24 protein-coding genes and 2 pseudogenes are annotated in these 25470 nt (G+C 39.5%); 10 read left to right on the top strand and 16 right to left on the bottom strand.

Features of this window, described 5'->3' with window-relative positions; all coding sequences use genetic code 11:
* Positions 1-53 precede the first annotated feature (53 nt).
* The 4 genes and pseudogenes from ABFG93_RS05600 to ABFG93_RS05615 all read right to left on the bottom strand — a co-directional run bounded on the left by ABFG93_RS05600 (position 54) and on the right by ABFG93_RS05615 (position 3065).
* A complete protein-coding gene (locus ABFG93_RS05600) occupies positions 54-530 on the bottom strand; it encodes an AAA family ATPase (RefSeq protein ID WP_347551349.1) in 477 nt (158 codons plus the stop codon).
* 331 nt (positions 531-861) lie between these two features.
* Positions 862-1056 carry a hypothetical protein gene (locus tag ABFG93_RS05605; protein ID WP_347551351.1) on the bottom strand — a complete coding sequence of 65 codons (195 nt, stop codon included), beginning with the start codon at positions 1054-1056 and terminating at the stop codon, positions 862-864.
* Between the two features lie 125 nt (positions 1057-1181).
* Positions 1182-1601: a universal stress protein gene (locus tag ABFG93_RS05610; protein WP_347551353.1), complete on the bottom strand. Its 420-nt coding sequence runs from the start codon at positions 1599-1601 to the stop codon at positions 1182-1184.
* A gap of 15 nt (positions 1602-1616) precedes the next feature.
* Positions 1617-3065: pseudogene (locus ABFG93_RS05615) on the bottom strand (SulP family inorganic anion transporter).
* A 233-nt stretch (positions 3066-3298) separates the two neighbouring features.
* On the opposite strand from ABFG93_RS05615, the gene ABFG93_RS05620 reads away from it, so the two are divergent.
* Positions 3299-3424, top strand: coding sequence for a hypothetical protein (locus tag ABFG93_RS05620; RefSeq protein WP_347551354.1), 126 nt, complete (start codon positions 3299-3301; stop codon positions 3422-3424).
* Between the two features lie 178 nt (positions 3425-3602).
* On the opposite strand, the gene ABFG93_RS05625 is transcribed toward ABFG93_RS05620, so the two are convergent.
* On the bottom strand, positions 3603-4148 hold the full coding sequence (locus tag ABFG93_RS05625; RefSeq protein WP_347551356.1) for a GNAT family N-acetyltransferase: 546 nt from the start codon (positions 4146-4148) through the stop codon (positions 3603-3605).
* Positions 4149-4572: 424 nt separating this feature from the next.
* Between ABFG93_RS05625 and ABFG93_RS05630 the strand changes: the two genes are divergently transcribed.
* Positions 4573-5010 carry a CHRD domain-containing protein gene (locus tag ABFG93_RS05630; RefSeq protein ID WP_347551358.1) on the top strand — a complete coding sequence of 146 codons (438 nt, stop codon included), beginning with the start codon at positions 4573-4575 and terminating at the stop codon, positions 5008-5010.
* Between the two features lie 480 nt (positions 5011-5490).
* On the opposite strand, the gene ABFG93_RS05635 is transcribed toward ABFG93_RS05630, so the two are convergent.
* The 3 genes from ABFG93_RS05635 to ABFG93_RS05645 are packed head-to-tail and all read right to left on the bottom strand — an operon-like array spanning position 5491 to position 7118.
* The gene (locus ABFG93_RS05635; RefSeq protein WP_347551359.1) at positions 5491-6099 is read right to left on the bottom strand and encodes an FMN-binding negative transcriptional regulator; all 609 of its coding nucleotides are present in this window, start codon (positions 6097-6099) and stop codon (positions 5491-5493) included.
* A gap of 22 nt (positions 6100-6121) precedes the next feature.
* The gene (locus ABFG93_RS05640; RefSeq protein ID WP_347551361.1) at positions 6122-6640 is read right to left on the bottom strand and encodes a GNAT family N-acetyltransferase; all 519 of its coding nucleotides are present in this window, start codon (positions 6638-6640) and stop codon (positions 6122-6124) included.
* Between the two features lie 25 nt (positions 6641-6665).
* The gene (locus tag ABFG93_RS05645; RefSeq protein WP_347551362.1) at positions 6666-7118 is read right to left on the bottom strand and encodes a MarR family winged helix-turn-helix transcriptional regulator; all 453 of its coding nucleotides are present in this window, start codon (positions 7116-7118) and stop codon (positions 6666-6668) included.
* 117 nt (positions 7119-7235) lie between these two features.
* On the opposite strand from ABFG93_RS05645, the pseudogene ABFG93_RS05650 reads away from it, so the two are divergent.
* A pseudogene (locus tag ABFG93_RS05650) lies at positions 7236-7307 on the top strand (YitT family protein); the annotation flags it as partial.
* A gap of 243 nt (positions 7308-7550) precedes the next feature.
* The gene (locus ABFG93_RS05655) at positions 7551-7766 is read left to right on the top strand and encodes a hypothetical protein (protein WP_347551364.1); all 216 of its coding nucleotides are present in this window, start codon (positions 7551-7553) and stop codon (positions 7764-7766) included.
* Between the two features lie 313 nt (positions 7767-8079).
* Here the strand turns inward: ABFG93_RS05655 and ABFG93_RS05660 are convergent, their stop codons facing one another.
* Both ABFG93_RS05660 and ABFG93_RS05665 read right to left on the bottom strand, forming a co-directional pair.
* Entirely contained in the window at positions 8080-8871 is a 792-nt protein-coding gene (locus ABFG93_RS05660; RefSeq protein WP_347551366.1) for a DUF2935 domain-containing protein, read from the bottom strand.
* Between the two features lie 283 nt (positions 8872-9154).
* Positions 9155-9514, bottom strand: a complete 360-nt coding sequence (locus tag ABFG93_RS05665) for a hypothetical protein (RefSeq protein ID WP_347551368.1) — start codon at positions 9512-9514, stop codon at positions 9155-9157.
* A 317-nt stretch (positions 9515-9831) separates the two neighbouring features.
* Between ABFG93_RS05665 and ABFG93_RS05670 the strand changes: the two genes are divergently transcribed.
* From ABFG93_RS05670 to ABFG93_RS05695, 6 genes are all read left to right on the top strand, one after another.
* The gene (locus ABFG93_RS05670) at positions 9832-10575 is read left to right on the top strand and encodes an IclR family transcriptional regulator (RefSeq protein ID WP_347551370.1); all 744 of its coding nucleotides are present in this window, start codon (positions 9832-9834) and stop codon (positions 10573-10575) included.
* 12 nt (positions 10576-10587) lie between these two features.
* Positions 10588-11541, top strand: coding sequence for a sugar kinase (locus tag ABFG93_RS05675; RefSeq protein WP_347551372.1), 954 nt, complete (start codon positions 10588-10590; stop codon positions 11539-11541).
* A gap of 15 nt (positions 11542-11556) precedes the next feature.
* Positions 11557-12192 carry a bifunctional 4-hydroxy-2-oxoglutarate aldolase/2-dehydro-3-deoxy-phosphogluconate aldolase gene (locus ABFG93_RS05680; RefSeq protein WP_347551374.1) on the top strand — a complete coding sequence of 212 codons (636 nt, stop codon included), beginning with the start codon at positions 11557-11559 and terminating at the stop codon, positions 12190-12192.
* A 2-nt stretch (positions 12193-12194) separates the two neighbouring features.
* Positions 12195-13343, top strand: a complete 1149-nt coding sequence (dgoD, locus tag ABFG93_RS05685; RefSeq protein ID WP_347551376.1) for a galactonate dehydratase — start codon at positions 12195-12197, stop codon at positions 13341-13343.
* A 52-nt stretch (positions 13344-13395) separates the two neighbouring features.
* Positions 13396-14742 carry a GntP family permease gene (locus ABFG93_RS05690; RefSeq protein ID WP_347551378.1) on the top strand — a complete coding sequence of 449 codons (1347 nt, stop codon included), beginning with the start codon at positions 13396-13398 and terminating at the stop codon, positions 14740-14742.
* 169 nt (positions 14743-14911) lie between these two features.
* The gene (locus tag ABFG93_RS05695; protein WP_347551380.1) at positions 14912-15112 is read left to right on the top strand and encodes a hypothetical protein; all 201 of its coding nucleotides are present in this window, start codon (positions 14912-14914) and stop codon (positions 15110-15112) included.
* Positions 15113-15184: 72 nt separating this feature from the next.
* On the opposite strand, the gene ABFG93_RS05700 is transcribed toward ABFG93_RS05695, so the two are convergent.
* The 6 genes from ABFG93_RS05700 to ABFG93_RS05725 all read right to left on the bottom strand — a co-directional run bounded on the left by ABFG93_RS05700 (position 15185) and on the right by ABFG93_RS05725 (position 25465).
* Entirely contained in the window at positions 15185-16912 is a 1728-nt protein-coding gene (locus ABFG93_RS05700) for a glycoside hydrolase family 35 protein (protein WP_347551381.1), read from the bottom strand.
* 196 nt (positions 16913-17108) lie between these two features.
* Positions 17109-20234: a glycoside hydrolase family 2 TIM barrel-domain containing protein gene (locus ABFG93_RS05705; protein ID WP_347551383.1), complete on the bottom strand. Its 3126-nt coding sequence runs from the start codon at positions 20232-20234 to the stop codon at positions 17109-17111.
* A 34-nt stretch (positions 20235-20268) separates the two neighbouring features.
* Positions 20269-21096 carry a carbohydrate ABC transporter permease gene (locus ABFG93_RS05710; protein ID WP_347551384.1) on the bottom strand — a complete coding sequence of 276 codons (828 nt, stop codon included), beginning with the start codon at positions 21094-21096 and terminating at the stop codon, positions 20269-20271.
* Positions 21093-22007 carry a carbohydrate ABC transporter permease gene (locus ABFG93_RS05715; protein ID WP_347552766.1) on the bottom strand — a complete coding sequence of 305 codons (915 nt, stop codon included), beginning with the start codon at positions 22005-22007 and terminating at the stop codon, positions 21093-21095. The genes ABFG93_RS05710 and ABFG93_RS05715 overlap by 4 nt, the downstream gene beginning before the upstream one ends.
* Positions 22008-22237: 230 nt before the next feature.
* Entirely contained in the window at positions 22238-23536 is a 1299-nt protein-coding gene (locus ABFG93_RS05720; RefSeq protein ID WP_347552767.1) for an ABC transporter substrate-binding protein, read from the bottom strand.
* Between the two features lie 108 nt (positions 23537-23644).
* Complete coding sequence (locus ABFG93_RS05725) at positions 23645-25465, bottom strand: sensor histidine kinase (protein WP_347551386.1); 1821 nt, start codon at positions 25463-25465, stop codon at positions 23645-23647.
* Positions 25466-25470: the final 5 nt, after the last annotated feature.

Genomic DNA, 25470 nt, shown 5'->3' on the forward strand with positions numbered 1-25470 from the left:
ACTCTACTTCCCTAAACCTCACCAGATAAGCGCCCGTTAATTCAAGTATTGTATTACTCAAGCTCCTCTGGTGAGGGAGGCTCAAAGATTTGCATCCACTCCTTAAGTTTAGTTTTGGGTATAATAAAAGTCGCATCTGGTTTCTGGACATTTCTAGTCCTTAAACGTTCAAATAGCACCTCTTCTGATACATCATTGAAATGGAGTTTAAAGTCACTTCCTAGCTCCTTGGCACGAGAACGAAACTCATCCCGTTCACTTCTACTCCAGAATCCAAAATCTAGAATAACATCAACACCAAGAACTAAAACTCTAGCAGCAACTTCCCACATTTGAGATTCCATTGCATCATGTCTAGCATCATGTATTGCCTCGTCCGATTCCGTCATGTTATAACCGAAATCATGACCTAACCGTGTATGCCATTCATCGGGAGTAAGTCGAAGTGCGGAATATTTTTTTTCAAGTTTCTTAGCAAGGGTAGTCTTACCACTACAAGGGAGACCGACCATTAAATGAAGGGTTGCCATGTTATACCATCTCCTTTTCTTAATAATAAATATACAACATTCTTAAATTAACCAGCTCCGTTAGTTTATTTTAATTCCTTAAATGTTCTCCACTTGTTTTTTCCAATAAATAAGATCAGTTTTTTAGTCTTCAAAAATTAATAAAGGAACAAACCTTTGTTCCAGGTTTGCCCCCAATAATGGAAGACTTGAAGTCAAGATATTACACGCTATTAAGCTGATCAAAACAAGTCCCCATACTCTCTTCCTACACTATAGAGTATGGTTCTGGAATATTAGACGTATGGGCGCTTGTCTAATTAAAGGTTATTACCGTGTTCATCTTCCCTCTTTACGTTGGAGACGAAACGACTGGTCGCACGTTTTTCAATGATGCTTTATAAGGAACCTTCATAACACCTTTTTCTGTAATAATGCCTGAAATCAGTTCGTTCGGTGTAATATCGAAAGATGGATAATGAGCGTTCGTGCCTTCTGGTGCGATCGCTCGATTTTGAAATGATGTGATCTCTGAAGCATCCCTCACGCTGCAACATCAGAATAAAGGGGTCAGGCACGTGCCTGACCCCTTAGGTACAAAATGGTGATATCATTCAGATATTAGGCTACATATAGGGGAGATTCCCTCTCAATAAAGTTGTATCTGCCACTTTATTTCACAATCAATACAGGACAATTGGCTCGTTTGGCAACTTTGTGACTGACACTCCCCAACACAAATTCTTGTAATCCGTTTAGTCCACGGCTCCCGATGATTACAATATCAAACTGGTTCTCATTCGCATACTTCACGATTACTGGCCCAGGTTCACCACGTAATACTTTTAGTTCATACGATACACCTGCTTCTTTCGCAATTCGCTCCACTTCACTCACCTGATCTTTACGAGAATCATTCACATCGGCTGAATTCCAATGTGTCAGAACATCGCTTTTCGCTCGATCTGCATCGACAACATACACAACCATAAGCTTAGATCCCGCTGAACATTTCGCAATATTGACAGCATTTTCTGCAGCTCGCTTAGAATGTTCTGATCCATCGGTTGCGAGTAAGATCTTTTGGTACATAGTGGTTTCCCCCCATTAATGTGATCCCAACTTATTTGCTAACTTCCCTACTAATTCGTTACTATCCTCATTCAACCCTGTAACGGTTACTTGTTTTCCGTTTGATTTAAATTTAGAAACAATCTTATCCACTGCAACGACAGCAGAATCGTCCCATATATGTGAACCACTTAAGTTGATTTCAACCTTTTGAACGTCAACATCATATTGAAATTGATCAAGAAGTTCTGTTACAGAAGCAAAGAAAAGCTCTCCGTAAATCGAATAGAAAATCTTCCCTTCTTTTCTTACTTCCTCAACACGTACTCGAGATATTTTGGAAACGAAGAAAACGGAACTTAAGATAATGCCAGCAAATACGCCAACGGCTAAATTGTGTGTTAACACGACGGTTATGACCGTAATGATCATAACTGCGGCATCCGTTCTAGGTACTAAATGAATTGTGCGAATCGAATTCCAATCAAACGTACTGAATGCTACCATAATCATTACCCCAGCTAATGCAGCCATGGGAATTTGAACGACAATATCACCTAATACCACAATTAAAAATATGAGAAAGACTCCGGCAACAAGTGACGAAAGTCTTCCTCTTCCGCCTGATTTTATATTAATAATCGATTGCCCAATCATGGCACAACCTGCCATCCCTCCGAAGAAACCCGTGATTATATTTGCGATTCCCTGTCCTCTGCTTTCTCTATTTTTATTGCTGTTTGTGTCGGTCGAATCATCCACAATGGAAGCGGTTAGTAGGGATTCCAACAACCCGACAATGGCAAGTGCAATAGAATATGGGAAAATAATGAGAAGTGTTTCGAAGCTAAGTGGTATTTTCGGAATAAGAAAAATGGGAAGCGTTCGTGAAATGGATCCCATATCCCCTACTGCCCGAATATCGAAATTCATCACAATCGTTACGATGGTCACAAAGGCAATCGCAACCAGGGTTGAAGGTACGGCATTTGTGACATATGGAAACAAATAGATGAACGCTAACGTGACCCCAACCAATACATACATAACCCACGACTCGTCAATAAAATGTTCGAGCTGAGAAGTGAAAATTAGAATGGCCAGAGCGTTAACGAAGCCTACCATGACAGACCTGGGGATGAACTTCATGTATCGAGCTAACTTAAACAGTCCGAATATCACTTGAATGATACCCGTTAAGATTGTTGCTGCGAATAAGTACTGAAGACCATATTCGGCTACTAGGTCAATAAACAATCAGGCCATAGCTCCTGTAGCAGCTGAAATCATTCCTGGTCTACCACCAACAAATGAAATCGTTACCGCCATTGTAAAAGAAGCATATAAGCCAATCATTGGGTCAACTCCTGCGATGATTGAGAATGCAATCGCTTCAGGAATTAAGGCAAGTGCCACTACCAATCCAGATAAAATGTCACCTTTTATATTGCCAAACCACGACTCTCGATAGGTGGATTGATTCAAAGAGATCCCTCCCTTCCCAGTTCCTGTTAGTATGTGTTAAATGACATGAGTAAAATACTAAAGGTCTGAAGGTGCCTGTCCCGACTCACCAGAATCAAAGCTACCAAAAGAAAAGCCCTCCTTATAAAAAGGAGAGCTTACTTGCATTTCTTACAATTTATTGGTTACAAGTGGCAAAAGGTGAATCAACAAATGGTAATGGTCCCTTGAGACTAGGAGTTAATGACATACACGTGGAACGTGAACGATTGATTAATGTGTTGGAGATTGAAATTGAAGAAGTGAATACTCGAGAAGGCGTACCTGCAGCTTGGTGCTCCTTTAAAGACCCAGGCGGCAATCGAATTGGGTTGTTTTAAGATCTAGGATAAAGGCCATTAGGATATCAATAGCAATAATTTAACAATGCCCAAATACCCTGACCTTTCTTCCACTTAAGGGAGCCTATCTTATTATAGATAAGCTCCCAGGTGAAGACTCGATTTCAAGACAATAAAAGTCTGAGTAAACCGGACCTTCATCTTGTCCTTTAATAAGCTAGCTAATTAGTCTCCCCATCAATATGGTATTGTAATAATTACCGTCAGATAATAACTTGTCTCTTTGTAATATACCTTCTACCATAAACCCATATTTTTCATAAAGGTTGATTGCTTTCTCATTTGTTTCGAGGACGCTTAAGGTGATTTTCTTTATATCATTTGCATCTGCCCACCTAACGGATTCTTTCAAAAAGTTCTTTCCTATTCCATATCCCCAATAAACCTTTAATACACCTACACCAAATTCTACCTTATGAGAACTTCTCTTTAACTCATTTCCTTCGCATCTAGAGAACCCAACAATTTCTCCATTAACTTCAGCTACTAAGAAAATATTGTTAAGACTTTCTGAGTCATTCTTGATAATTTCTTTAAAGCCTCTTCCGTCTATGTATGCTTCTCCTTTAACTCTATCCAAATTTTCAGTTTCACCATCTATCTGTAACCTTACTTCAGACAGAGCTTTAGCATCTTTCAATTCAGCAGATCTTACTACGTAATGAAGATTACAAACTTCATATTCTTTTGAGTTTACTATCAAATTTTTCTCCCTCCTAAAGCCATCTCGAAATTAAGTTTTCGTAATCCTTGTCATTTTTGAACATAGAAGGCAACTATTCTTATTGGATAATAGCTCCCCAAATCTTGAAGAATTGATTTCAAGATATTACACCTATAAAGTTGATATTACTGATCATAATTGTCTCCAATCAATTACTTTATTAAAATAAGTTATGAAATTTTCTATTTTCTACCGAAGTTGCTCCCCATCCATCAAAAATTTATAGGAGCAAAAGCTGAAAATCGATTATAGGGTTTTCAGCTTCTTTATAATTCAAAAAATGTACTTCCTTTCATAACTTTCACCTTCCAAGGCCTTTTTTCATCCTTTAATCCTCTCACCTATACAAGCTTATTTCTTTTAACATACAATAACGTAGTTTACTCATTTAGGAGGTGAAAATATGGAGAAGTCCATTGCAAAGCTAAAAGGTAAAAATGAAGTACCTCCAGTTGATACAGATGCTTTTGGAGTGGCTAAATTCATTGCTAATAAAGATTGTACAAAAATCAAGTTTCAGCTCGAAGTCGAGAATATCAGAAATTTCGTTCAAGCGCATATTCACTTTGGTAATCGTGATGAAAATGGTCCCGTCATTGTTTTCCTTTTCGGAGCTAATTTAATGACTTTAGCAGAGCAAGAAGGGATAACCACTCGAAGAGGAAAAATTACTGGATCCATTACAGATAAAGATATTGAAGATAATGAGGTAGGTATAGACGATGTCGGTGACCTGTTAAAATTTATGCGAAAAGAACTTACGTACGTTAACGCTCATACCGAGCAAAATCCTGGTGGAGAAATCAGGGGGCAAATCATCCCTCTTGATAATAGATATTAAAGGTCTATCTTCCTATTCCAATGGCGCTTATCCTCATTCGATAAGTGCCTGTTTTATATAAATCTCTTTTCAACATAAAGCAGGCTGTAAACGCTAAACTAGAGTTAAAAGTATAAGCTTCCTGTTACGGATTAAGTTGTTAAACTCGCTCCTAATAATCTAGTTTATAGAGAAATGCTTTTATTCTTTGGTTCTCTTCCAAACAAACTAATCTCAGATCAAGAATTAAGAGGAATTTTCAAATTCATTTTAAGTAAAGACCCTAAGAACGAGGTTGTAAAAGCATTTCGAAGATGTATAAACAATAATATCTTTTTCTTCAAACGCAATTTCCATTATTTCATTTGCAAATTCATTAAGACGATTCCTTTTGCAGCAATCGCTCCTCGATCGTTGAAGATTTGAATTCAAGATATATCAAAAGTGTTTCAGCTCCCGTTTCAGTTAACCACTTTATCTAAGGAATGACTTTTATTTGCATTATTTCAGGTTTTTCTTCATTAGAGAGGCTATTTGTATATTATCCTGTTGAGAATTGTTTTCTAGATGCTTAATAATTAATTTTTGTCGTTCCACAGAATGATTTTGACTTAATTTAGCTTTTGCTTCAATTTTTGTGATTTTTATTCTGAACGCTACAATTCCTTTACTCATTCCTTCGATGAAACTAGGTTCAATATTATTTAAATTGTATGTACTATCAGGAGTTTCATATTTAGTTACCAAGTCATTCAAAGAATCGAAAATTATCTTTCTATCTTCGACAATTTCCAACTTTCCATATAAATGGATAGACACATAATTCCAAGTAGGTACTGCTTTAGTTGTTTCGTACCAAGTTGGTGAAATGTAACAGTGGGGACCTTGAAAAACCGCAAGGACTTGTTGTTTTTCAGCATCCTTCCATTGTCCGTTCGGACGTGCAAAATGACCATATAAAGCATTTTCAGATTTATTTAACATCAGTGGAAGATGAGTAGCGAAGGGTTCTCCTTTATGCTGAGAAAATAAGATTGCAAATCCATGTTTTTCAATAAAATCATAAATTATTTCTTCATCATCCATTTTAAAATGTTTAGGGATATACATAATCATCCACCTTTCAAAAGAGTTATCTGAGAATTTTGGTCATTATTAAATCCGTTTGTTCTTCATCCCCCATATAAAAAGAGTGGGCTCCCGTTTGAACAAACCCCATTTTCTTGTAAAAGGAAATAGCATATTCATTTTTTTCCCATACGCCTAGCCAGATCTTCTTTTTATTACGTTCGATAGCAATTTCCATAGCTTTATTTAGCAAATATTTACCAAGTCCAAGCTTCTGAAATTTATTTATAATATAAATCCGTTCGATCTCAAGAGAGTCATCATCCATTTCTTCAGACTGAGCATCCACGGTATTAATCTTTAAATATCCAGCGTCTTCATCATTAAAAGAAACTAAAAAGAATTGCGATGAATGGTTGGATAACTCTTTTTCTACTTGCTTTAAATTAAACGCCTCTTCCAAATAAGTCTTTATATTTTCTGGTGAATTCTGCTCCTCAAATGTCTCCTTAAATGTTTCATAACCAATCTCTTGTAGTTTGCGTGAATCTTCCGAGGTACATCTTTTCATATTTATATTCATTTAATCCTTTCGCTCCTCTCTATAATCAATAACTCCTTTTGTTTCCCTTTTTAACAAATTCCCAGTCTTTTTCTATATTTGTTCTAACTTTTTGAAGAAGATCGAAAATGGTTTCTATTTCTTTTTCAGATAAACCCTCTAAGGCAACAACATTGGAATGATCATTTTCTCTTTTTATAAAAGGAAAAACCTTTTTCCCTTTCTCTGTTGGAAAGAGTTTTTTTATTTTTTTGTTATGTTCGTCTTCTTTCTTCTCAATAAAGCCATTCATTTCAAGTTTTTTTATAGACCGAGCTGCTGTTGTTCGATCTACCTTTATCATTTCAGCTACCTTCTCTTGAATGATTCCTGGGTTTTCACATATCCTCACAAGGTACAAATACTGGCCTCGCGTGAGGTCATATTCTTTGAATTCTATATTACTTATTGAATCTAATGCCCTTGCAATCATTCCAATTTCACGTAGTATTTCCTTCATAATGAGCTCCTTAGTTTGTATTATTGTTGCAAACGCAACAATAAATAGTATATATCTAATTTAACCTGTTTTTGTTGCATTTGCAATAAAAAAATATTGATAGGGAGGTCGAGAAAAGTGAAATTTATCTTTTATGTATTAGGAATTTTACTATTAACCTTAGGCATTGCTTTCACTATACAATCAGATCCTCATTTAACCTTTAACTATAAATACCCATAACCCTTCAGATTTTTAAAAACAACACCCCCATTCTCCCAAAATGCTCCTCACCGCTAATGTATTTGTTATATCCATTTAACTCCACTATAATGATGACAGCTGAGTAAGTAGCAGATCAGAAGGGAGTACTGGATGTATCACACTAAAATGACCACATGGAGAACCTATCTCTTTATAACTTTCAGCATATTAACTACCCTAGGGATGTTTATGATTGATCCAATATCTACCCAATATGATGAATCCGTTGGCAGAATCATCATGATCATCATTCTAGCTGGCTGTGTGCTTTCCATTTTGTTTGCGTTTATCGTCTTTCGAACGAGTGATGAGAAAAAAAGATGGGCAAGTATTGGACTTCTCTTCACTATTTTCAACATCTGTATAATCGCTTACTTCATTTGGATTGGAATTCGTTTGGCATGACGGATCATATGGGTAAAAGAGAGGGTTACTAACGGATGATTCATTAACGAAAAACAGCGCCTATCCAGTCATTGCAAATAGGCGCTGTTCCATTTATCAACAATTCTTGCTCATTCTCCTGGTGATTGTAACCTCATGGATCCCGGAACTACTATTCATCCATGCTGCGAAACTTCCACCACCTGAGTAAATAATTTTACTATTCGAAGTAAGCTGGTAGATCCCCTTGGCCTTACTAAGTGCTTCAATTAATTCTAAAATACCAATTTACAGATAGGCTCGTATTAGCTTCCATAATAACCTGAAAGATTTACTAATTTTTCGAAGAAAGACTAGCTTCAAACATATCTATAATATGAAGAAACCTTTCTGCTTCACGGAAAACATGATCTGCTAGAAGGGGATGGATAATACTCTTAATCCTACACTCTTCAATTAATTCTTTTGCTGCTTTCTTAAAATCCCTTAGTGCAACTACTGATACACGATTTTCATCCAGGAACTGATCTAACAGAGGTGGAGTTTCTGATTGTGGTCGCATTGAATCCAAGTCGATAGCTTGAAAAACCAATTGATCAAAATCATGACTAAATTCTCGAGCTTGATCCACTAGTTTCCTTTCTGAAGGATCCAGAAGATGACCAATAAATTTCGAATGATCTGCCATGATTCTTAAGAAGAACACATTTTCTTTTATAATTTTAGCAGCTGTTGGTTGTAATTTCCCTTCATTCAATTCCTTTAATCTTTTCGCAAAATAGGCCGCCTCTCGGCTAGTGTGGTCAAGTAATAAGGGAAAATTGTTAGAGATAATCTCACAACGCAATGATAACCCTAGAACCTTTCTTTTATAAGCCCAAATGGAAGTAGCTGCTTGGTATACTTGCATATTAAAAGTTGCGATTTGTTGGGGATCCGAGTTTACAGAGTACGTACTTAGTTTCTCTTCAATCTGTTCAAAAAGATCGATGAATTGCTGTGCTTCTTGGATTAGTTTCGAATCATTAAAGCTAAATCCCAAACTTAAAAATAAAGCATGCTCTTTCATAATCCTGGACCAGAATTGGATTTCATCTAATGAACGGGAAACAAATGCATTAGTCATAAATTCACCCCTCATTTAGTTTTCACCATTCAGATTATATTCACCAGTTCATCTCTTATGTAGAAATAAATTCAGTCGAATTCTTTATTTGTTATTTGTGAATATCTTCATACCAGGATTCTTAGAGCCTTTTACCGATAGAACTACCGAGAACGAACCATGGGAACCTCCCTCGCCTCTCCATTCAACCTAAATTCCATCACATGAGGCGCATCCCCTTATGGAATTTCAACCGTCACTTGCCACATGTTCTCGTTTCCCTGTATTTGCTTCATGGGCGTTTCTAGCCTTTACGTATGTTTCTTCGGTTATTTTTTCCTCCTTGCCATCCCTCTTCAAGAAGTACTCTCGGATTTTCTTCATAACCAATCTTATTTCCTATATGTTCCATAAGCCATTGCTCAACTTTTAGTGAATCTTTTCTACCCCCCATTAAGTACCTCACTTCCGTAATATCAGGTTTTCTTTCCAACACATCGAATAGGACATCAACAACAATTGCCTCAACCGGTACCACTTTGTTCTCAACTTTCTCTTTTCCGGCATTATCAATGCGATAGTTCGCCCGCTCGTTCACAGCGTAACCCGTACGCTTCCCGGTGGAACGTAGCGTGTAATAACCTACTCCCTCATGATCAAGCATCGTTTTTTTGATAAGATCAAGCTTGCCAAGAAAAAAGCCTGCATCTGTGTAGATTGGTTCTCTTTTAGGATATTTATCTCTATGAACCTTTTTTTGATGGCAGCCCCGGTTAAGATAAGCAATAGTCCTAGTTTCTGTACCACCACTCTGTTTCCTATCAAGAAAAAGCGCATCCCACCTTGCAGATCACATACTGAGAAAGGTTATTTATATTTTCTTGTTGAAGCGTTTTCATTCTTGTGTTAAAGTTCATACGAAAGAACATTCATATATGTAATGAGCTATTCACATATGTGAATTAATAAGAGGTGAAACCATTGTCAGTGAAGTCAGCAGTTAGGGTCTTAAAAATATTCGAGTTGTTGGTTGAGTATCCTGATGGATTATCAATGAGAGAGATTAGTGAACGCCTGTCGCTCCCTCAAAGTAGCGCGTTCCACCTCATCAAAACGCTCCATGAAAGACGTTACATTAGCGTCACGAATCAGAAGATATATAAGCTTGGTCCTAAACTGATTCAGATTGGCACAAAGGCATTGGAGAATCTTGACCTTACTACAGAAGCAGAGCCTCACCTTCGCAGGTTAATGGAGAATGTCGAGGAAACGGTCTTTATGGCAGTGCTTCTTGATCAGGAGCTTGTCTATGTGGCGAAAGTGGATAACCGGCGTTCCGTTCGCACAAGTGCACAAATTGGTGCAAGAAAACCATTGTATTGTACGGGGCTCGGCAAAACGTTTCTTGCAAATGTGACGGAGCATGTTCGGGATCAGTTGCTCGTAAACGAAGAACTGACTGCGATTACGAATAAAACGATCACAGATGTTGAGACGTTAAAAGATCAGCTAAATCAATTCAAAGCACAGGGCTACTCCATTGATGATGAGGAGAATGAGGAAGGTCTATATTGTTTAGCAGCACCTGTCTTTAATGTAGAGGGTAACATCATTGCAGCCATAAGTGTTGCAGGCCCGAAAGAAAGGATTTATCCAAGGAAAAAGACAATTACTGAGAAACTTCTTCACACTTCAAAAGCGATTTCGGAATCAATCGGATACTAAGGAGGCATTAGCATGGATGTTATTACTTTAGGAGAAACGATGGTGTTATTTACTCCGGATTCTACCGGCCTCATGCGCTATGCTGGAAACTTTAGCGCAAAAGTAGCTGGAGCTGAATCCAATGTGGCAATCGGGTTAGCGAGGCTCGGACATCAATCTGGATGGATGAGCCGTCTTGGAGAAGATGAACTTGGCAAGAAAGTTCTTTCCTTTATTCGTGGTGAGAATGTGGATGTTTCGAGGGTCTCCTTTGACCCTTCTGCTTCCACTGGTCTTTACCTTAAAGAGAAGCTTGCAGCAAATGAAATGAAGGTTCACTACTATCGTAAAGATTCAGCTGCCAGCGGTATGCAAAGTGATGACCTCGATGAAGCGTACATAGCCAAATTCAAGTACCTTCATGTGACAGGCATTACTCCCGCACTTAGCCAGAGCTGTTATGAGACTATTGTAGAAGCGATCGCGATCGCCAAGAAAAATAATATCACAGTTGTTTTCGACCCGAATCTACGGAAAAAGCTCTGGACCGAGATCGAAGCACGTCGCATCTTACTTGAGTTATCGGCAATGTCTGATATCGTGCTACCCGGCATTGAAGAAGGGGAATTTCTTTTCGGTGAGACCCACCCTGAGAAACTTGCGGCTTCCTTCCACAACCTCGGCGCAAAATGTGTCATTCTAAAGCTCGGAAAAGATGGCGCTTACTATTCTTCAGAAACAGATAAAGGGTATGTCGAAGGCTATCAGGTTGATCAGGTGATCGATACTGTCGGTGCTGGCGATGGTTTTGCTGCAGGCTTTATTTCAGGGCTGCTCGATCATCTGACGTTAAAGCAAGCTACCGAGCGAGCCAATGCAGTTGGGGCCCTTGTCACAATGGTTGATGGCGATGTTGAAGGACTACCTGAGAGAAGTAGATTACTAGATTTCATGAATGCAACGAACCGGGAAGATGTGTCCCGATAAGAGGAGATGAATGAAATGGATACTTTCCAACAAATCAAGGAACATAAATTGGTCGCAGTGATTCGCGGAGCAAAAGGTGAAGATGTCGTATCAATTGCAAAAGCGTTATATGAAGGCGATATCAGAATCCTCGAAATCACTGCCGAAACCCCGAACGTCCTATCACTCATTGAGGAAGTGAACGCAGAATTCAATGGTGAAGTTATTGTCGGAGCAGGTACGGTGCTCGATCCCGAAACGGCTAAAGCAGCGATTATGGCTGGAGCGAAGTTTATCTTCTCGCCGACCGTTAATATCGAAACGATTACAATCACCAAAAGATACGGAGCTGTCAGCATACCGGGAGCACTGACACCTACTGAAATATTAACCGCATATGAACATGGCGCAGATCTGATTAAAGTGTTCCCTGCGAATGTGATGGGACCGGCTTACATGAAAGATATTCATGGTCCACTCCCCCACATCCCTCTCATGCCAACAGGTGGCGTTGATCTTACCAACATCAAACACTATTTTGAAAGCGGTTCCGTTGCGGCAGGACTCGGCAGCTCGCTTGTTAATACCAAGAAAGTGATCGATGCTGATGCGCTGAACGACATAACAGTTAGAGCGAAACAATTTGTACAAATCCTGAAGGGAGACGATTAATTATGAAAATCACCAATTATGCCCTCTATCAAGTTGCACCAAGATGGTTGTTTTTGAAAATAGAAACGAACGAAGGAATCAGCGGCTGGGGTGAGCCAATTGTGGAAGGGCGCTCCCATACGGTTGAAGCCTGTGTACATGAATTAATGGACTATTTAATTGGAAAGGATCCATGTCGGATTGAAGATCATTTTCAAGTACTATACCGAAGCGGCTTCTACCGTGGCGGCCCCATTCTGATGAGTGCTATCTCTGGTATCGAACAGGCCCTGTGGGACATTAAAGGGAAATTCTATACCATGCCGGTTTATGAAATGCTTGGCGGAAAAGCGAGAGACAACATTCGCGTCTACTCATGGATTGGCGGGGATCGCCCTCAGGATGTTGGAGCTGCTGCAAAAGAAAAGCAAGACGCCGGATTTACGGCTATTAAAATGAATGGAACAGAAGAAATGAATTACATCGACAGCTATTCCAAAGTGGACGCGGCTGTTGCTCGTGTTGCAGCCATTCGTGAAGCAACCGGAAATGACTTCGGAATCGGAATCGATTTCCACGGCCGGGTTCATAAAGCGATGGCAAAAGTACTCGTTAAAGAACTTGAGCCTTATCGCCCAATGTTTATCGAAGAACCTGTTCTAACCGAGAATATGGAAGCGTTTAACGAAATTGCTCGCCATACGACAACGCCACTCGCTACAGGAGAACGCAATTATACTCGCTGGGGTTTCAAACAAATGTTAATTGATGGATCAGTTGATATCATTCAACCCGATCTTTCGCACACCGGAGGTATTCTTGAAGCAAAGAAAATCGCCGCCATGGCAGAAGCATTCGATGTAGCGGTTGCTCCACATGCACCACTTGGTCCGATTAACCTTGCTGCTTCCCTTCAGCTTGATGCATGTACACCAAACTGCATCATTCAAGAACAGAGCCTAGGTATTCATTACAACAAAGGAAGTGATTTACTAGACTACTTGATTGACCATTCCGTATTTAAATACGTCAATGGATCTGTAGAAATACCATCAGGTCCAGGATTAGGTGTGGAAATCAATGAAGAGCATGTGAAGAAAGTTTCGCTTGAAGGCCACAGCTGGAAAAATCCGGTTTGGAGACACGAAGACGGAACAGTGGCGGAATGGTAGACAAGTCTTTTAGTATATTGGACTTAAATCATAAGAAATGGAGTGGTATAGAATGTCTGCTGGATTGTTAATTTTAATCGCCGTTTTCGGTGTAGCACTCTTACTCTTCCTCGTCATGCGTACGAAGTTACAAGCATTTATTGCATTGATTCTAGTTAGTTATATTGTTGGTTTAATTGCGGGCATGAGCCCAAACGACGTCTTAACCGCTGTGCAGGATGGCATGGGCGGAACCGTTGGGGAAATTGCGGTCATCATCGGGATTGGAGCCATGTTTGGTGAAATATTAAAAGTATCCGGTGGTGCTGAACGGCTCGCACTAACCCTGATTGATAAGTTCGGGGAAAAGCGCGTGAACTGGGCATTGGTTCTGACTGGATTCATCATATCCATTCCGGTCTTTCTGGATGTTGCTTTTGTTATCCTTGTTCCGATTCTATATAGCCTTGCCCAAAAAACCAAAAAGTCTCTTCTCTACTATGGGATCCCTCTCTTAGCAGGACTTGCAGTTACACATAGTTTCGTGCCACCAACACCGGGACCAATCGCGGTTGCTTCCCTGCTTGGTGCTAATATTGGATGGGTCATCCTATTTGGATTGATGGCTGGTATTCCAGCAGCAATCATCGCTGGACCAGTCTTTGGAACGTATATCTCAAAGAAAATTCATGTTGGAGTACCTGCCAATATGATTGCTGAAGCAAGAGAGAAAAAATATGACAGAGAGCTACCGAGCTTTGGGATGATTGCCACCCTGATTTTACTCCCTCTTTTCTTAATCCTGTTAAACACGTTTGTATCCGCTTCCCTTCCTGAAGGAAATACGACGAGAACTGTTCTATCCTTCATTGGTAATCCAGGGGTAGCCCTAACTATCACTGCGTTACTTACATTCTATTTCCTTGGAACAAGACGTGGCTATTCAAAAGAGGAAATTCAAGAAATTGCTACAAAATCACTTGAGCCTGCAGGCATTATTATTCTGATTACAGGTGCTGGTGGCGTTTTCGGACAGATTCTAGTCGAAACAGGCATTGGAGATGTACTAGCCCAATCCATGTCAGATTTAAAAATGCCTTTAATCGTTTTCGCATTTCTCATTACAGCCGTCGTTCGAATTGCTCAGGGATCCGCTACAGTAGCCATGATAACTGGCGCGAGTCTAGTCACACCGATGATCGAAACAATGGGGATTTCTGGACCGATGCTCGGCTTACTTGTGATCACGATTGCCTCTGGGGCAACCATTGCTTCCCACGTAAACGATTCTGGCTTCTGGATGGTAAACCGCTTCTTCGGTTTATCTGAGAAAGATACATTGAAGTCCTGGACGGTGATGGAGACCATCATTGCCTTAGTCGGTTTCAGTATCACACTGATTATCAGTATGTTTATTTAATATCGGTGAATTTTCACACTATAAAATCAAAGAAAACGAGGGTCTCCCTAAGCTGGGATTCCCTCGTTTATTTGATGTAAAAATATTTTCCTTGGTTAACGCGGTAAAACGTCTTTATGCTTATCCTTACTTAATTGGCTGCTCTTTTTTCTCATGGAGTTGAAAGAACTTGTTAGTTACGGTCATGCTCTTGAGCGATCACCGCTCTATATTCAAAAGTGGCTACTACCCTGAGAAGATTTCGGAGTTTGTCCTTTTCTGTTTAATCGTTGTACTCTTTATTCTAAACTTCTCGCTTGAACAGCTTGAATTACTTCTTGAAAATCCAAACCACTGGGAAGCTCTACTTCAAAGTTCACCTCTAAAGTAAACCCATTCCTTTTTGATTAATATTGGTTCCAGATATCTTATACGGGATGCATAGCTCTATCAGTGTTTTTACTTACAGTTTCAGCTTGTGCTGATCGAGTAATTGAACCTCCCTGGTATCCGTATGTTCTAACTCAAGGATTACTAATTCATTATCCTTTTCTTTCAATAAAGGGCCAGGCAGGTAAATTCTTTGCTGCGGGCCGGCTGTATTCCAGTACCTGCCTAAGTTGAAGCCATTAATGAATATATTTCCTTTTGTAAAGCCCTTACTATCGATGAACGTATCACGAGTGCCATCCGCATCAAATTTCCCGCGGAAAAATTTCGGGAATCTCGTCTCAACTTCCACCTGATAGTTATCAGGCAATACATCTAATTCAATGGCATACATTTTCCAATTAAAAAAGTATTGCCCTCCCAACCAAATATTATGTGTGATCCCTTTTCTATCTGCCAGATGTTCTCCATAATTTGCTCTTCCCATATTCTCAACTAATAGTTCTAACGTGTTGCTTTCCTGAGTGAAATTCAGGGTAACATTTCGTAATTTATCGTTCTTATAAATAGTGGTATGATATTTTCCATTAATATAAATATAAGCTCGATCTTGGATGGCATCTATACCCATGATTAAATCACCCATTCTGTTAACTTCCGTCCGATAAAGCGTATAGCCATACTTTTGGTTGATCGCTTCCATCGGCTGAGGGGTAATATGTTCAAATCGATTGCTTATTTGATTTAGAGTATCAAATAAACTGACCGATTCCTGCATGGTAACTGATCCATAATGTTTTGCGGAAATGGTACTTACATAGTCTTCAGGGACTTGTATATATTTGCTTAACGTTTGCTTAACTGCACGATATTTCTCTGTCAATTCGCCATTTTCCGTCAGTAAACTATCATAGTCATAACTTGTAATAGTAGGGTAATAAATATCGTAATGATTAGCACCATTCATGAAACCGAAGTTTGTTCCTCCATGGAACATATAAAAATTGACTGAGCATTTTTTTTCCATTAGTTCTTTAAATACGTTGGCTACGTCTGCCGCATCTCTTGTGTGGTGTTCACCAGTCCAATAGTCAAACCAGCCAATCCAGAACTCAGCAACCAGCTTTGGAGATCCTGGCTTTAGTCTATCCAGTTGTTGAAAAGCACAATCAACCTTTGAACCAAAATTCAAAGTAGTCGTTACGTCTGCCAGGGAACCTTGTCTAATAAATTCTGGCCCATCCGAAGTAAAAAGAAATGTATCGATACCATGCTTTTTGTATTGCTCTTTAAGAAATGCTAGATATTTTTGATCATTCCCATAGGCCCCGTATTCATTCTCGATTTGCATAGCCACGATTGGACCCCCGTTTTGATATAAATAAGGCTTAAACTTTGGGAGTAACACATCATAATATTCCTCTACATATTGTAGGTAAACTGGATCACTACTGCGCAGTACGATCTCTTTTTCCTTTAACAACCAGGAAGGAAGCCCGCCCATTTCCCACTCGGCACAAATATAGGGAGACGGTCTTATCATGACATATAAGCCCAAATCATGAGCCAGCTGGATAAACTGTTCAACATCTCCCATCCCTGAGAAATGAAATTGCCCCTTCTTCGGTTCGTGAAAATTCCATGGAATATAGGTCTCCACCGTATTTAACCCTAACGCTTTCAATTTCTCAAGCCTATCTTCCCAGTATTCAGGCACTGTACGGAAGTAATGCATGCCACCTGCAAGGATTTGAAAAGGCTCCTGGTCTAAATAAAATTCGCCATTTTTTGCTTGTAACATTGTTTTCCTCCCTTTTTAAAGCGCTTCGTATTTGATTATTTTTTCTCTTTACAAGAATGAATCAAACATTTCCTTCATGCTAATTCATGTGTGAGCTAGACAATCATCAAAAAATAAAACTACCTATCCCCATACAGGAAAGGGAACAGGTAGCTAGAAGTTTTTTTGTATTCCAGTCAGCAGAAGGATACTACCTTTAGTTAAAAGCCGGCTTCATTTCTAACCCAAACTGGAATGCCCCGCTTTTTAACCGGTACTTTTCAAGCACATCAGGACCACAACTTGCCGATCCAAGACCATGATGTTTGTGATCAATAAGAACCGTAATGAAATCCTGTTCGACCAAGTCATAGGTATGTTGGGCTTTTTCCAGGTTTTCCATCGTATAATATTGGATGTTAATATCAAAGCAAGGCTTCCCCTGGAATGTCAAACCAATTCCGGACTCGTTTTTAATCTGTGCCCAGCGAACTTCATGCCTATTTCCATTTTCCTGCGGATAGGCATATGGCGTATAGAATTCCTCTGCCTTTTTCTTCCACACCCCTACACCATTTGCCTGACGGCTATCCACATAGGATTCTCCCGGTCCACGGCCATACCATGTCACAAGATCTAACATTGCTGGAAGTTCCATTTTTAATCCCAATCTAGGAAAAGTTTGTGGCGGTTCCCCATATGGTTCACCTTTGACATCAATAGTCATCTTGCCATCAGAATCAATGGTATACGTATACGTAGTTGTTATTCCCCAATTTAAAATTGGCGGGGCAACTCTTGAAGTTACTATGATTTCTATCTGATGTTCCTCCAGAGCCACATAGCTGACAGAATCGACTCGCTGCTGTAGCCAATGGAGACCAGATTCTTTCCATTCTTTAATTGACGGGATATCCTTCCAATGGACCTGTGCCCATAAATCATTATCGATCGGTGCCCTCCATAAATTCAGAATTGGCCCGGTTTTTATTAAATCGATCCCCTGTACTTTCCATTCGGACAATCTTCCGGAAACTTTATCCCATTGAACAATGAAATTCTCGCCCTTTACGTGAAGGCTATGCGTGGAATCTTCCACTTCTAAAGGCCTTCCAGCCAGGCTTGTTTCCTCTTCCTTGTCTGCCTTTTGAGTAGGCAATTCAAACTGAGACCACGCAACTTGGTGTCCTGTTTTAGCCCATATAGTATCACCCGCAAGGCTAAATACAAGTTCTAGCCAGTAATCATCTTCAGACCCATGATAACGCTCTAGTTCGTAAGGCAAATCAACAACTTTACTTGCACGTGGTTCAATGCTATTGATGGATACAGTTCCACTGGCGACAACGCCTTCCCCTTTCGTAATCGACCATGACGCGTGCAAATGATTGAGTGAAATAAAGTCATAACGGTTGGTTATTTTCACTTCCCCTTTTTCTAAATCCATGGATTCAACTAGAATGGGCTCAATCACCTTTTTATATTCCGAAAGTGCTGGGGAAGGTGTATGATCTGCCATTACCAATCCATCAATAACAAAGTTGGAATCGTTCGGTGCTTCCCCAAAATCTCCACCGTAAGCTACATATTCTTTTCCGTGTTCGGTTAACTGGTGAATTCCATGATCCTGCCATTCCCAGACAAATCCGCCTTGAAGGCGATCATGTTTGTAAAAAGTTTCCCAGTATTCCTTCAATCCGCCCGGGCCATTTCCCATTGCGTGTGCATACTCACACAGGATATGCGGCTTTGCTAAATCATCACGCATTCCTAACACATCCATGACTTCGATTGCAGTGTACATCGTGGTAAACACATCAGATGCTTCAGGTTCCCGCTGCGGGTCATAGTTGCTTTCCGATCTTGTAATCGCCCGACATTCCCCTTCATAGTGAATGAGTCTTGTATCATCAAATTCTCTCGCCCAGTTCGCCATTGTTACGTGGTTTCTGCCAAACCCAGATTCATTTCCTAACGACCACATAATAATAGAAGGATGGTTTTTATCTCGTGCGACCATCCGCTTTATTCGGTCTAGATAGGCGTTTTCCCATGCGGGATCATCACTGAGTGCATTCCAGTTTCCTATGACATCAAACCCGTGACATTCCAGGTCTGCCTCATCTATGACATACAAGCCATACCGATCACATAAATCGTAGAATCGTGGATCATTCGGGTAGTGAGCAGTACGTACAGCATTAATGTTGTGTTGTTTCATCAGCCTGACATCTTCCTTCATCCACTCGAACGGGACAGCTCTCCCTAACCCAGGATGATGATCATGCCGATTGACGCCTTTCAGTTTAATCGCTACACCGTTCACTCTGAACAAACCATGTTTCAACTCTACCGAACGGAATCCTACTCTTGTAGGGATTACTTCAGTTATTTCACCTGTTTCCTTTTTCAATGAAAGCAGAAGGTTATACAAATATGGATGTTCAGCTGACCACTTGTGTGGATGACGAATCGAAAAGGTTTGAACGACAGTTTCTTTACTGTTTGCAGCAATCGATACAGTATCGCTTTCTTGTTGATTAATCACAACTTGACCGCTTGTATCCAGTAAGTGATACTCTAGTTTATAATGTGAAACAGCAGAATCACTCCTGTTTTCAATCACTGTGTCTACATAAAGTATGGCATTTTCATAATTTTCATCAAAAATTGTTTTGATAAAGTAATCCTCCACGTGCACCCTGGGTACAGCCAGCAAATACACATCCCGAAAAATACCACTGAGCCACCACATGTCCTGGTCTTCAATATAAGAGCCATCGGACCATTGAACTACCTGGACAGCAATACGATTTTGCCCTTCTTTAATAAAAGGAGTAAGGTCAAATTCAGAAGGAATGCGGCTTCCCTGACTATAGCCAATTTCTTTGCCGTTCAACCAGACGTGAAATGCACTATCCACCCCTTCGAATCTCAACGTAATTTCTTTATCCAGCCAGTCTTTCGAAATCCAGAATTCCCTAACATAAGATCCGGTTGGATTTTCACTGGGAACAAACGGTGGATCTACCGGGAATGGATACACAACATTTGTATATGCCGGCTCGCCGTAGCCGTGCATTTGCCAGGAGGATGGGACATATAAATCATCCCAATCACTAGTTTCAAAGTCTTCCATATAAAATTCTTCTGGTGCTAGACGCGGGCTGTCCGCATAGTGAAACTTCCATAATCCATTCAACAGTTTAAAAGACGAAGAATTGTTCCTTTCAAACGTTAACGCGCTTCGCTTCTCTGCAAACGGAATAAAATGAGCACGCTCCGTTTTACGATTTCGATGTAATAACTGTACATTTTCCCAATCATGTGTGGTTATTGCCACTTGTCCTACCTCCTATATAAAATCGCCTGATCTATTATCCTTTGACCGATCCCATCATTCCTGCTACAAAATGCTTCTGCATCAAGAAGAACACAATGGCTGTTGGAAGAGTTGCAATTACAATGGCAGTCATAATAACCCCAAAGTCCGGTGTATAACCGGCACCAAGATTCGAAATAAGCAACGGAATGGTTTGCTTATCAGGAGATTGTAATACTACTAATGGCCATAAATAGTTATTCCAGCTATTCATAAAAGCAATGATGGCAGCCGCTGCATACGTCGTTTTCATTGTCGGGACATAAATGCGGAAAAAGATTCCTAATTCACTTAATCCATCAATTCTCCCTGCTTCTACCAATTCTTTTGCAAACATTTTCGTGTTCTGACGAAAGAAAAAGATAAAAAATGCGGTTATCACTGTTGGCAGAATCACCGCCGCTAGGGTGTCAATCCCAATGAAAGGCATGGATGATGAAACACGTCCAAATAATCGATACAAAGGAATCATGATCGCTGCAAACGGAATCATCATTGATAACAAAAGAATATTAAATATCCTATCTTTGCCCTGAGTTCGATAGATTTCAAACCCGTAACCGGCAAGTGACCCAATCAACAGAGTTAGAAAGGTAGTGATTACGGCGACGATGGTTGAATTCCATAAAGCCGAAACCATGTTGACGGATTCAAATAATACTTTAAGATTCTCGAATAAATGAGTACCCGGCAGTAAACGACCTTGGGTCACATCAACTGACTTATTGGTCATGCTGACGAGCATCCACAAGAATGGAAAAATAGACACAATCGCAGTAATGCTTAAAAAGAGGTATGTACCTATTCTTTTGACCTTTCTCATTTTTCATCACCTGCCATCTTAAATTGAATGAGAGATAAGAGAATGACCAGGATCACTATCACGTAGGATACAGTTGCTGCATACCCGAAATCAGGGCTGTATTTAAAGGAAAGATTATAAATGTACATGGAGATGGAAAGAGTTGCATTCCCTGGTCCACCATTCGTGATGTTCATAATCTCATCAAAAATTTGCAGCGTTCCGATTGTTGAAATGATGGAAGTAAATAAAATAATCGGTTTTAACATCGGGATAGTAATGTAAAAAAATTGTTGAAAGCTTGATGCCCCATCCATTTTTGCAGCTTCATACATAGACCGATCTACATTTTGCAAAGCAGATAAATAGAAAATCATATTGTACCCTGTCCACCTCCAAGTAATAGCAGCAATAATCGTTATTTTTGCAAGGAGAGGATCGGATAGCCAATTTAGAGGTTCAGATATAATCGATAAATCAAGAAGAAACTGATTAATGAAGCCATTTACACCAAACAGGTATTTGAAGATTACAGCATAGGCAACAAGAGAGGTGACACATGGTAAAAAGATAGCTGTACGAAAGAATCCTCTGAATCTCAATGTTGCATCGTTTAAAAGGACGGATAAGAATAAAGCCAGAATGATCATTACTGGAACTTGAATCAGCAAGTAAATAAACGTGTTCATTAATGCTGCCAAAAAGGTTGGATCATTAAATAACCTGAAATAGTTATCTAAACCAACAAACTCCAGATTGGCTCCCATTCCAGACTGGAAGGAGAGAAGTAAGGCCTGGACCATTGGATAAAAGTAAAATAAACAGATCCCCGCAGCAGCGATCAGAATAAAGATCCAGCCAATATAATTCTTTTTGAACCGATTAACAACTGGCTCTTTTTTCACTGTATATGGTACATTCACATTGTTCATCACTTTTCTCAATTCTCTGTTCCTCCTTTCACTTAAGACAGACTTGAATTTTACATAAAGGGATTCTATGAAAGTATAACTATCTTTCTTAGAATCCCTATATGCTTAGGAGACTTTTTCTATAAGACACCGCCTTTCATTTCAGGCGCCTTTAGTCTTTAGAGTCAATAAACTCCGGTGCTGACTTGTCCGATTGATACACAAACCATTAAGCATATCTTTAAGCCTCATCACTTCAATTGTGTCTCTGCCTGAGCTTGTGCATCTGCTAAGACATCATCAAGACTTTTTCCATTTAGATAGTTTTGCATTTCAGCTGCTAAAATATCTTCAATCGCATAGGTGTGCACACCATAGTTGACACTAGGGATATCTTCCACCCAAGTAGAGAAGTCAGAAATAAGAGATTGTCCACCAAAATAGTCATTTTCAACTTGATAAGCCTCTCCATCTGATGCTGGTTTGTATGTGCCCAGGGCACCAACCTCAAGTACAAGATCCTGATAAAAATCTTTACTTGCTCCAAACGTTTCACCAAGAAATTCAGCTGCTTTTTCTTTGCCAGGTACGTTCAACACATAGAAGGAACTTCCTCCCTGGTTCGATGCGTTCACAGCACCTTGCACGTCCAATTTTGGAATTGGAGCAACTGCCCATTTCCCAGATTGTGAGTCTTCCGCTTCAATACTAGGTGAAATCCAGTTACCGCTTGGAACTGTAGCAACATCCCCACTGTTGAAAGCAGCGATGAATTGACTCCAATCCGAATTTGCTTTAACGAAGTCTGCTTCCATCATGGCTTTGTAGTTTTCAAATGCTTTTCGTAACGGTTCGTTGTCTATAAGATTTACAGTTGTTCCATCTTCTTCTACGTACCAGGCACCTGCACTCTGAATCATGACACGAATGAGCCCTAAGTCGTTTGGATCAAGTGAAATCATATCTTTCCCAGTTTTCGCTTTTACATCCTTACCAATTTCGATATATTTTTCCCATGTAATGTTTGTTAAGTCTTCCATTGTATATCCGGCTTCCTCAAGGTAGTCCGTACGGAAAAATAATCCTGTCACCCCTGTGTCAAAAGGCAATCCATACTGATTTCCTTCAAGACTAGTTGGTGCCAGCTTGTACGAAGCAAAATCATCCAGGTTAATGTATTCATCTAAAGGAAAAAATGCATCTGGATACGATTTCAAAAAACTTTGTGCACGCTGATCTTCGATTAATACAATATTAGGCATTCCTTTCATGGTACCTGAACTAAGGCCAGTATTTAGTTTTTGCACAATATCATCCTGCGCATTTTCAATAATCTCCAGATTTATATCCTGATCGTAAGATTCTTTGGCAAGCTCAAGTGCCGCAATGTTAAAATTCGGATCCCATGCCCAGGCCGTAATTTTATCCGGTTCATCTCCCTCATTTCCAGAACCTCCACTTGCACCATCTGAAGAACAAGCTCCCAACGTAAGGAGTGTGATCACACTTAAAGCTAAAAACCATCCCTTTTTGAACTGAAAACACTTCATCATCCATCCCCCTCTTTTTTTGTAAGCGCTATCATTATTCCTGTATAAAGCATACCACCCACAAAAAAAAGATCGTTAGTACGATCTTTAGAATTTTTTTAACTATCTTTAGACTTTTCCGCCATCAAGAAAACGCTTTTTTGTATTATTTTTAGATATGTAACTATTTTTAGTGTTTTTATCTAACAAGGGTAAGATAATTTTAACTTTTGTTCCTTTTTTCAATTCACTTGATATTTTCACACCGAATCTTTTGCCGAACAATAATTGTATACGTTCATGGACGTTGCGGACTCCTATTCCGCTAAACAGATGTCTCTTTCCTTTATTACTTTGAATCATGTCAACTTCCATGCCATCTCCCGTATCGATTACTTCACAAATCAGTTGATTGTCTCGCTGAGCAATCAGTATCTGAATATATCCCTGTTTCTTTTCGGTAAATGCGTGGAAAAAGGCATTCTCAATGAATGGCTGGATCACTAGCTTCGGCAAATGGTAGTGTAAACAATTAGGTGAAATGAGCGAATTCACTTTAATCCGGTCCCCATATCTCATTTGGTTGATTAGCACATAATTTTGTATATTTGTAATCTCTTGTTCTACTGTAATGGTTTCATCAACATTTCCAAGTGCATTTTGCAATAAGGGAATTAACGCATCTATCGTGTCAAAGGCTGCTTCTTTCTTCCCTTCTTTCACCAAAAATTTAACTGATGTTAACGTGTTATAGAGAAAGTGAGGATTGATTTGGTGTTGGAGCGCCTCCAGTTCGGCCTTTCGCTGCTTCTGTTGTGTCCTCATCAAAACTTCTACATGCTCCTGTAATTCATTCAGCATATAGTTAAAAGCACTTGCAATTTTCTTCGCTTCGTACCCACCATTCTCTTCAACTGGTTTACTAAAATCATACTTTGCCATATTGGAAATTTGTTGGACCAACTTGCTTATCGAAGTGGTCATTCTTCTATATATAATAAATACAATACCAACTGCAAGCAGTACAATACCGATGCTGATGAGAATGAGCTCTTTTGTATCTACCAAATTATCAATGACCAGCTCTTTGTCTATTAGATTAACAAGATACATATCTAGCGCCGGCAAAGCCGCCGTTAACAACATATAATCTTTATCAAATACATGGACATCTTGATACACCAGGCTGTTATCTTCTGTTTCTTTCGCAAGCTCAAGCAAGTCCTCTGCACCCTGTCCAATTAAGGCAGTTTCATTACTGGAGATAATTTCACCACTACCATTGAGCACAAGGACACTATTCCCTTCACTAGTGTAGTCTTCATAAAATTCCCTCAGGTCCTTTTCACGAATAGGAATATACAGATAACCATATATGTATTTGGTGGACCTTTCCGTAAGCGCCTTAGTCGCCACAATCATTGGCCTGCCATTGGTAATGTCGCCGCTTGGAACAAATTGATAGAGGATTTCATTCGGATTCGCTTGTGCGTTTCGCGTAATCCTGTGGTTCATTAAGGTATCAGCTGAAACTGGCCAATTCATATATTTCATATTGAATAACCTCTTGTTTTTGCCCAATACCATCATGTTTGCCTCATTCGGATTGTCTGAATATAGTTTCTCCATTTGCTCTTCTATTGTATAAATGGAACGCGACGCTTCGATAGAGGTTAGATTGTCTTGTGTTAACATTTGCTTAATCGTCCCGTTGTTTTCCACATTCATTGATGTGAAAACAACGGAGTAGCTGTAGGACTCGAATTGTTGCTTAATCTGATTAAGCACTTTGGTATTGGTAATACTGAATGTTTCCATAAATAGATTGTTAGACATACGAATCGTACTAAAAGTGATCAAGATAGAAACAGTAATAATACTGAATAACATCACAAGAAATATTTTAATAAATAAGTTGTTATTTTGAAAAATTCGTAAAAATCTGCTCATGGATT

The sequence above is a fragment of the Pseudalkalibacillus hwajinpoensis genome (genome assembly GCF_039851965.1).
Lineage (GTDB): Bacteria > Bacillota > Bacilli > Bacillales > Guptibacillaceae > Guptibacillus > Guptibacillus hwajinpoensis_E.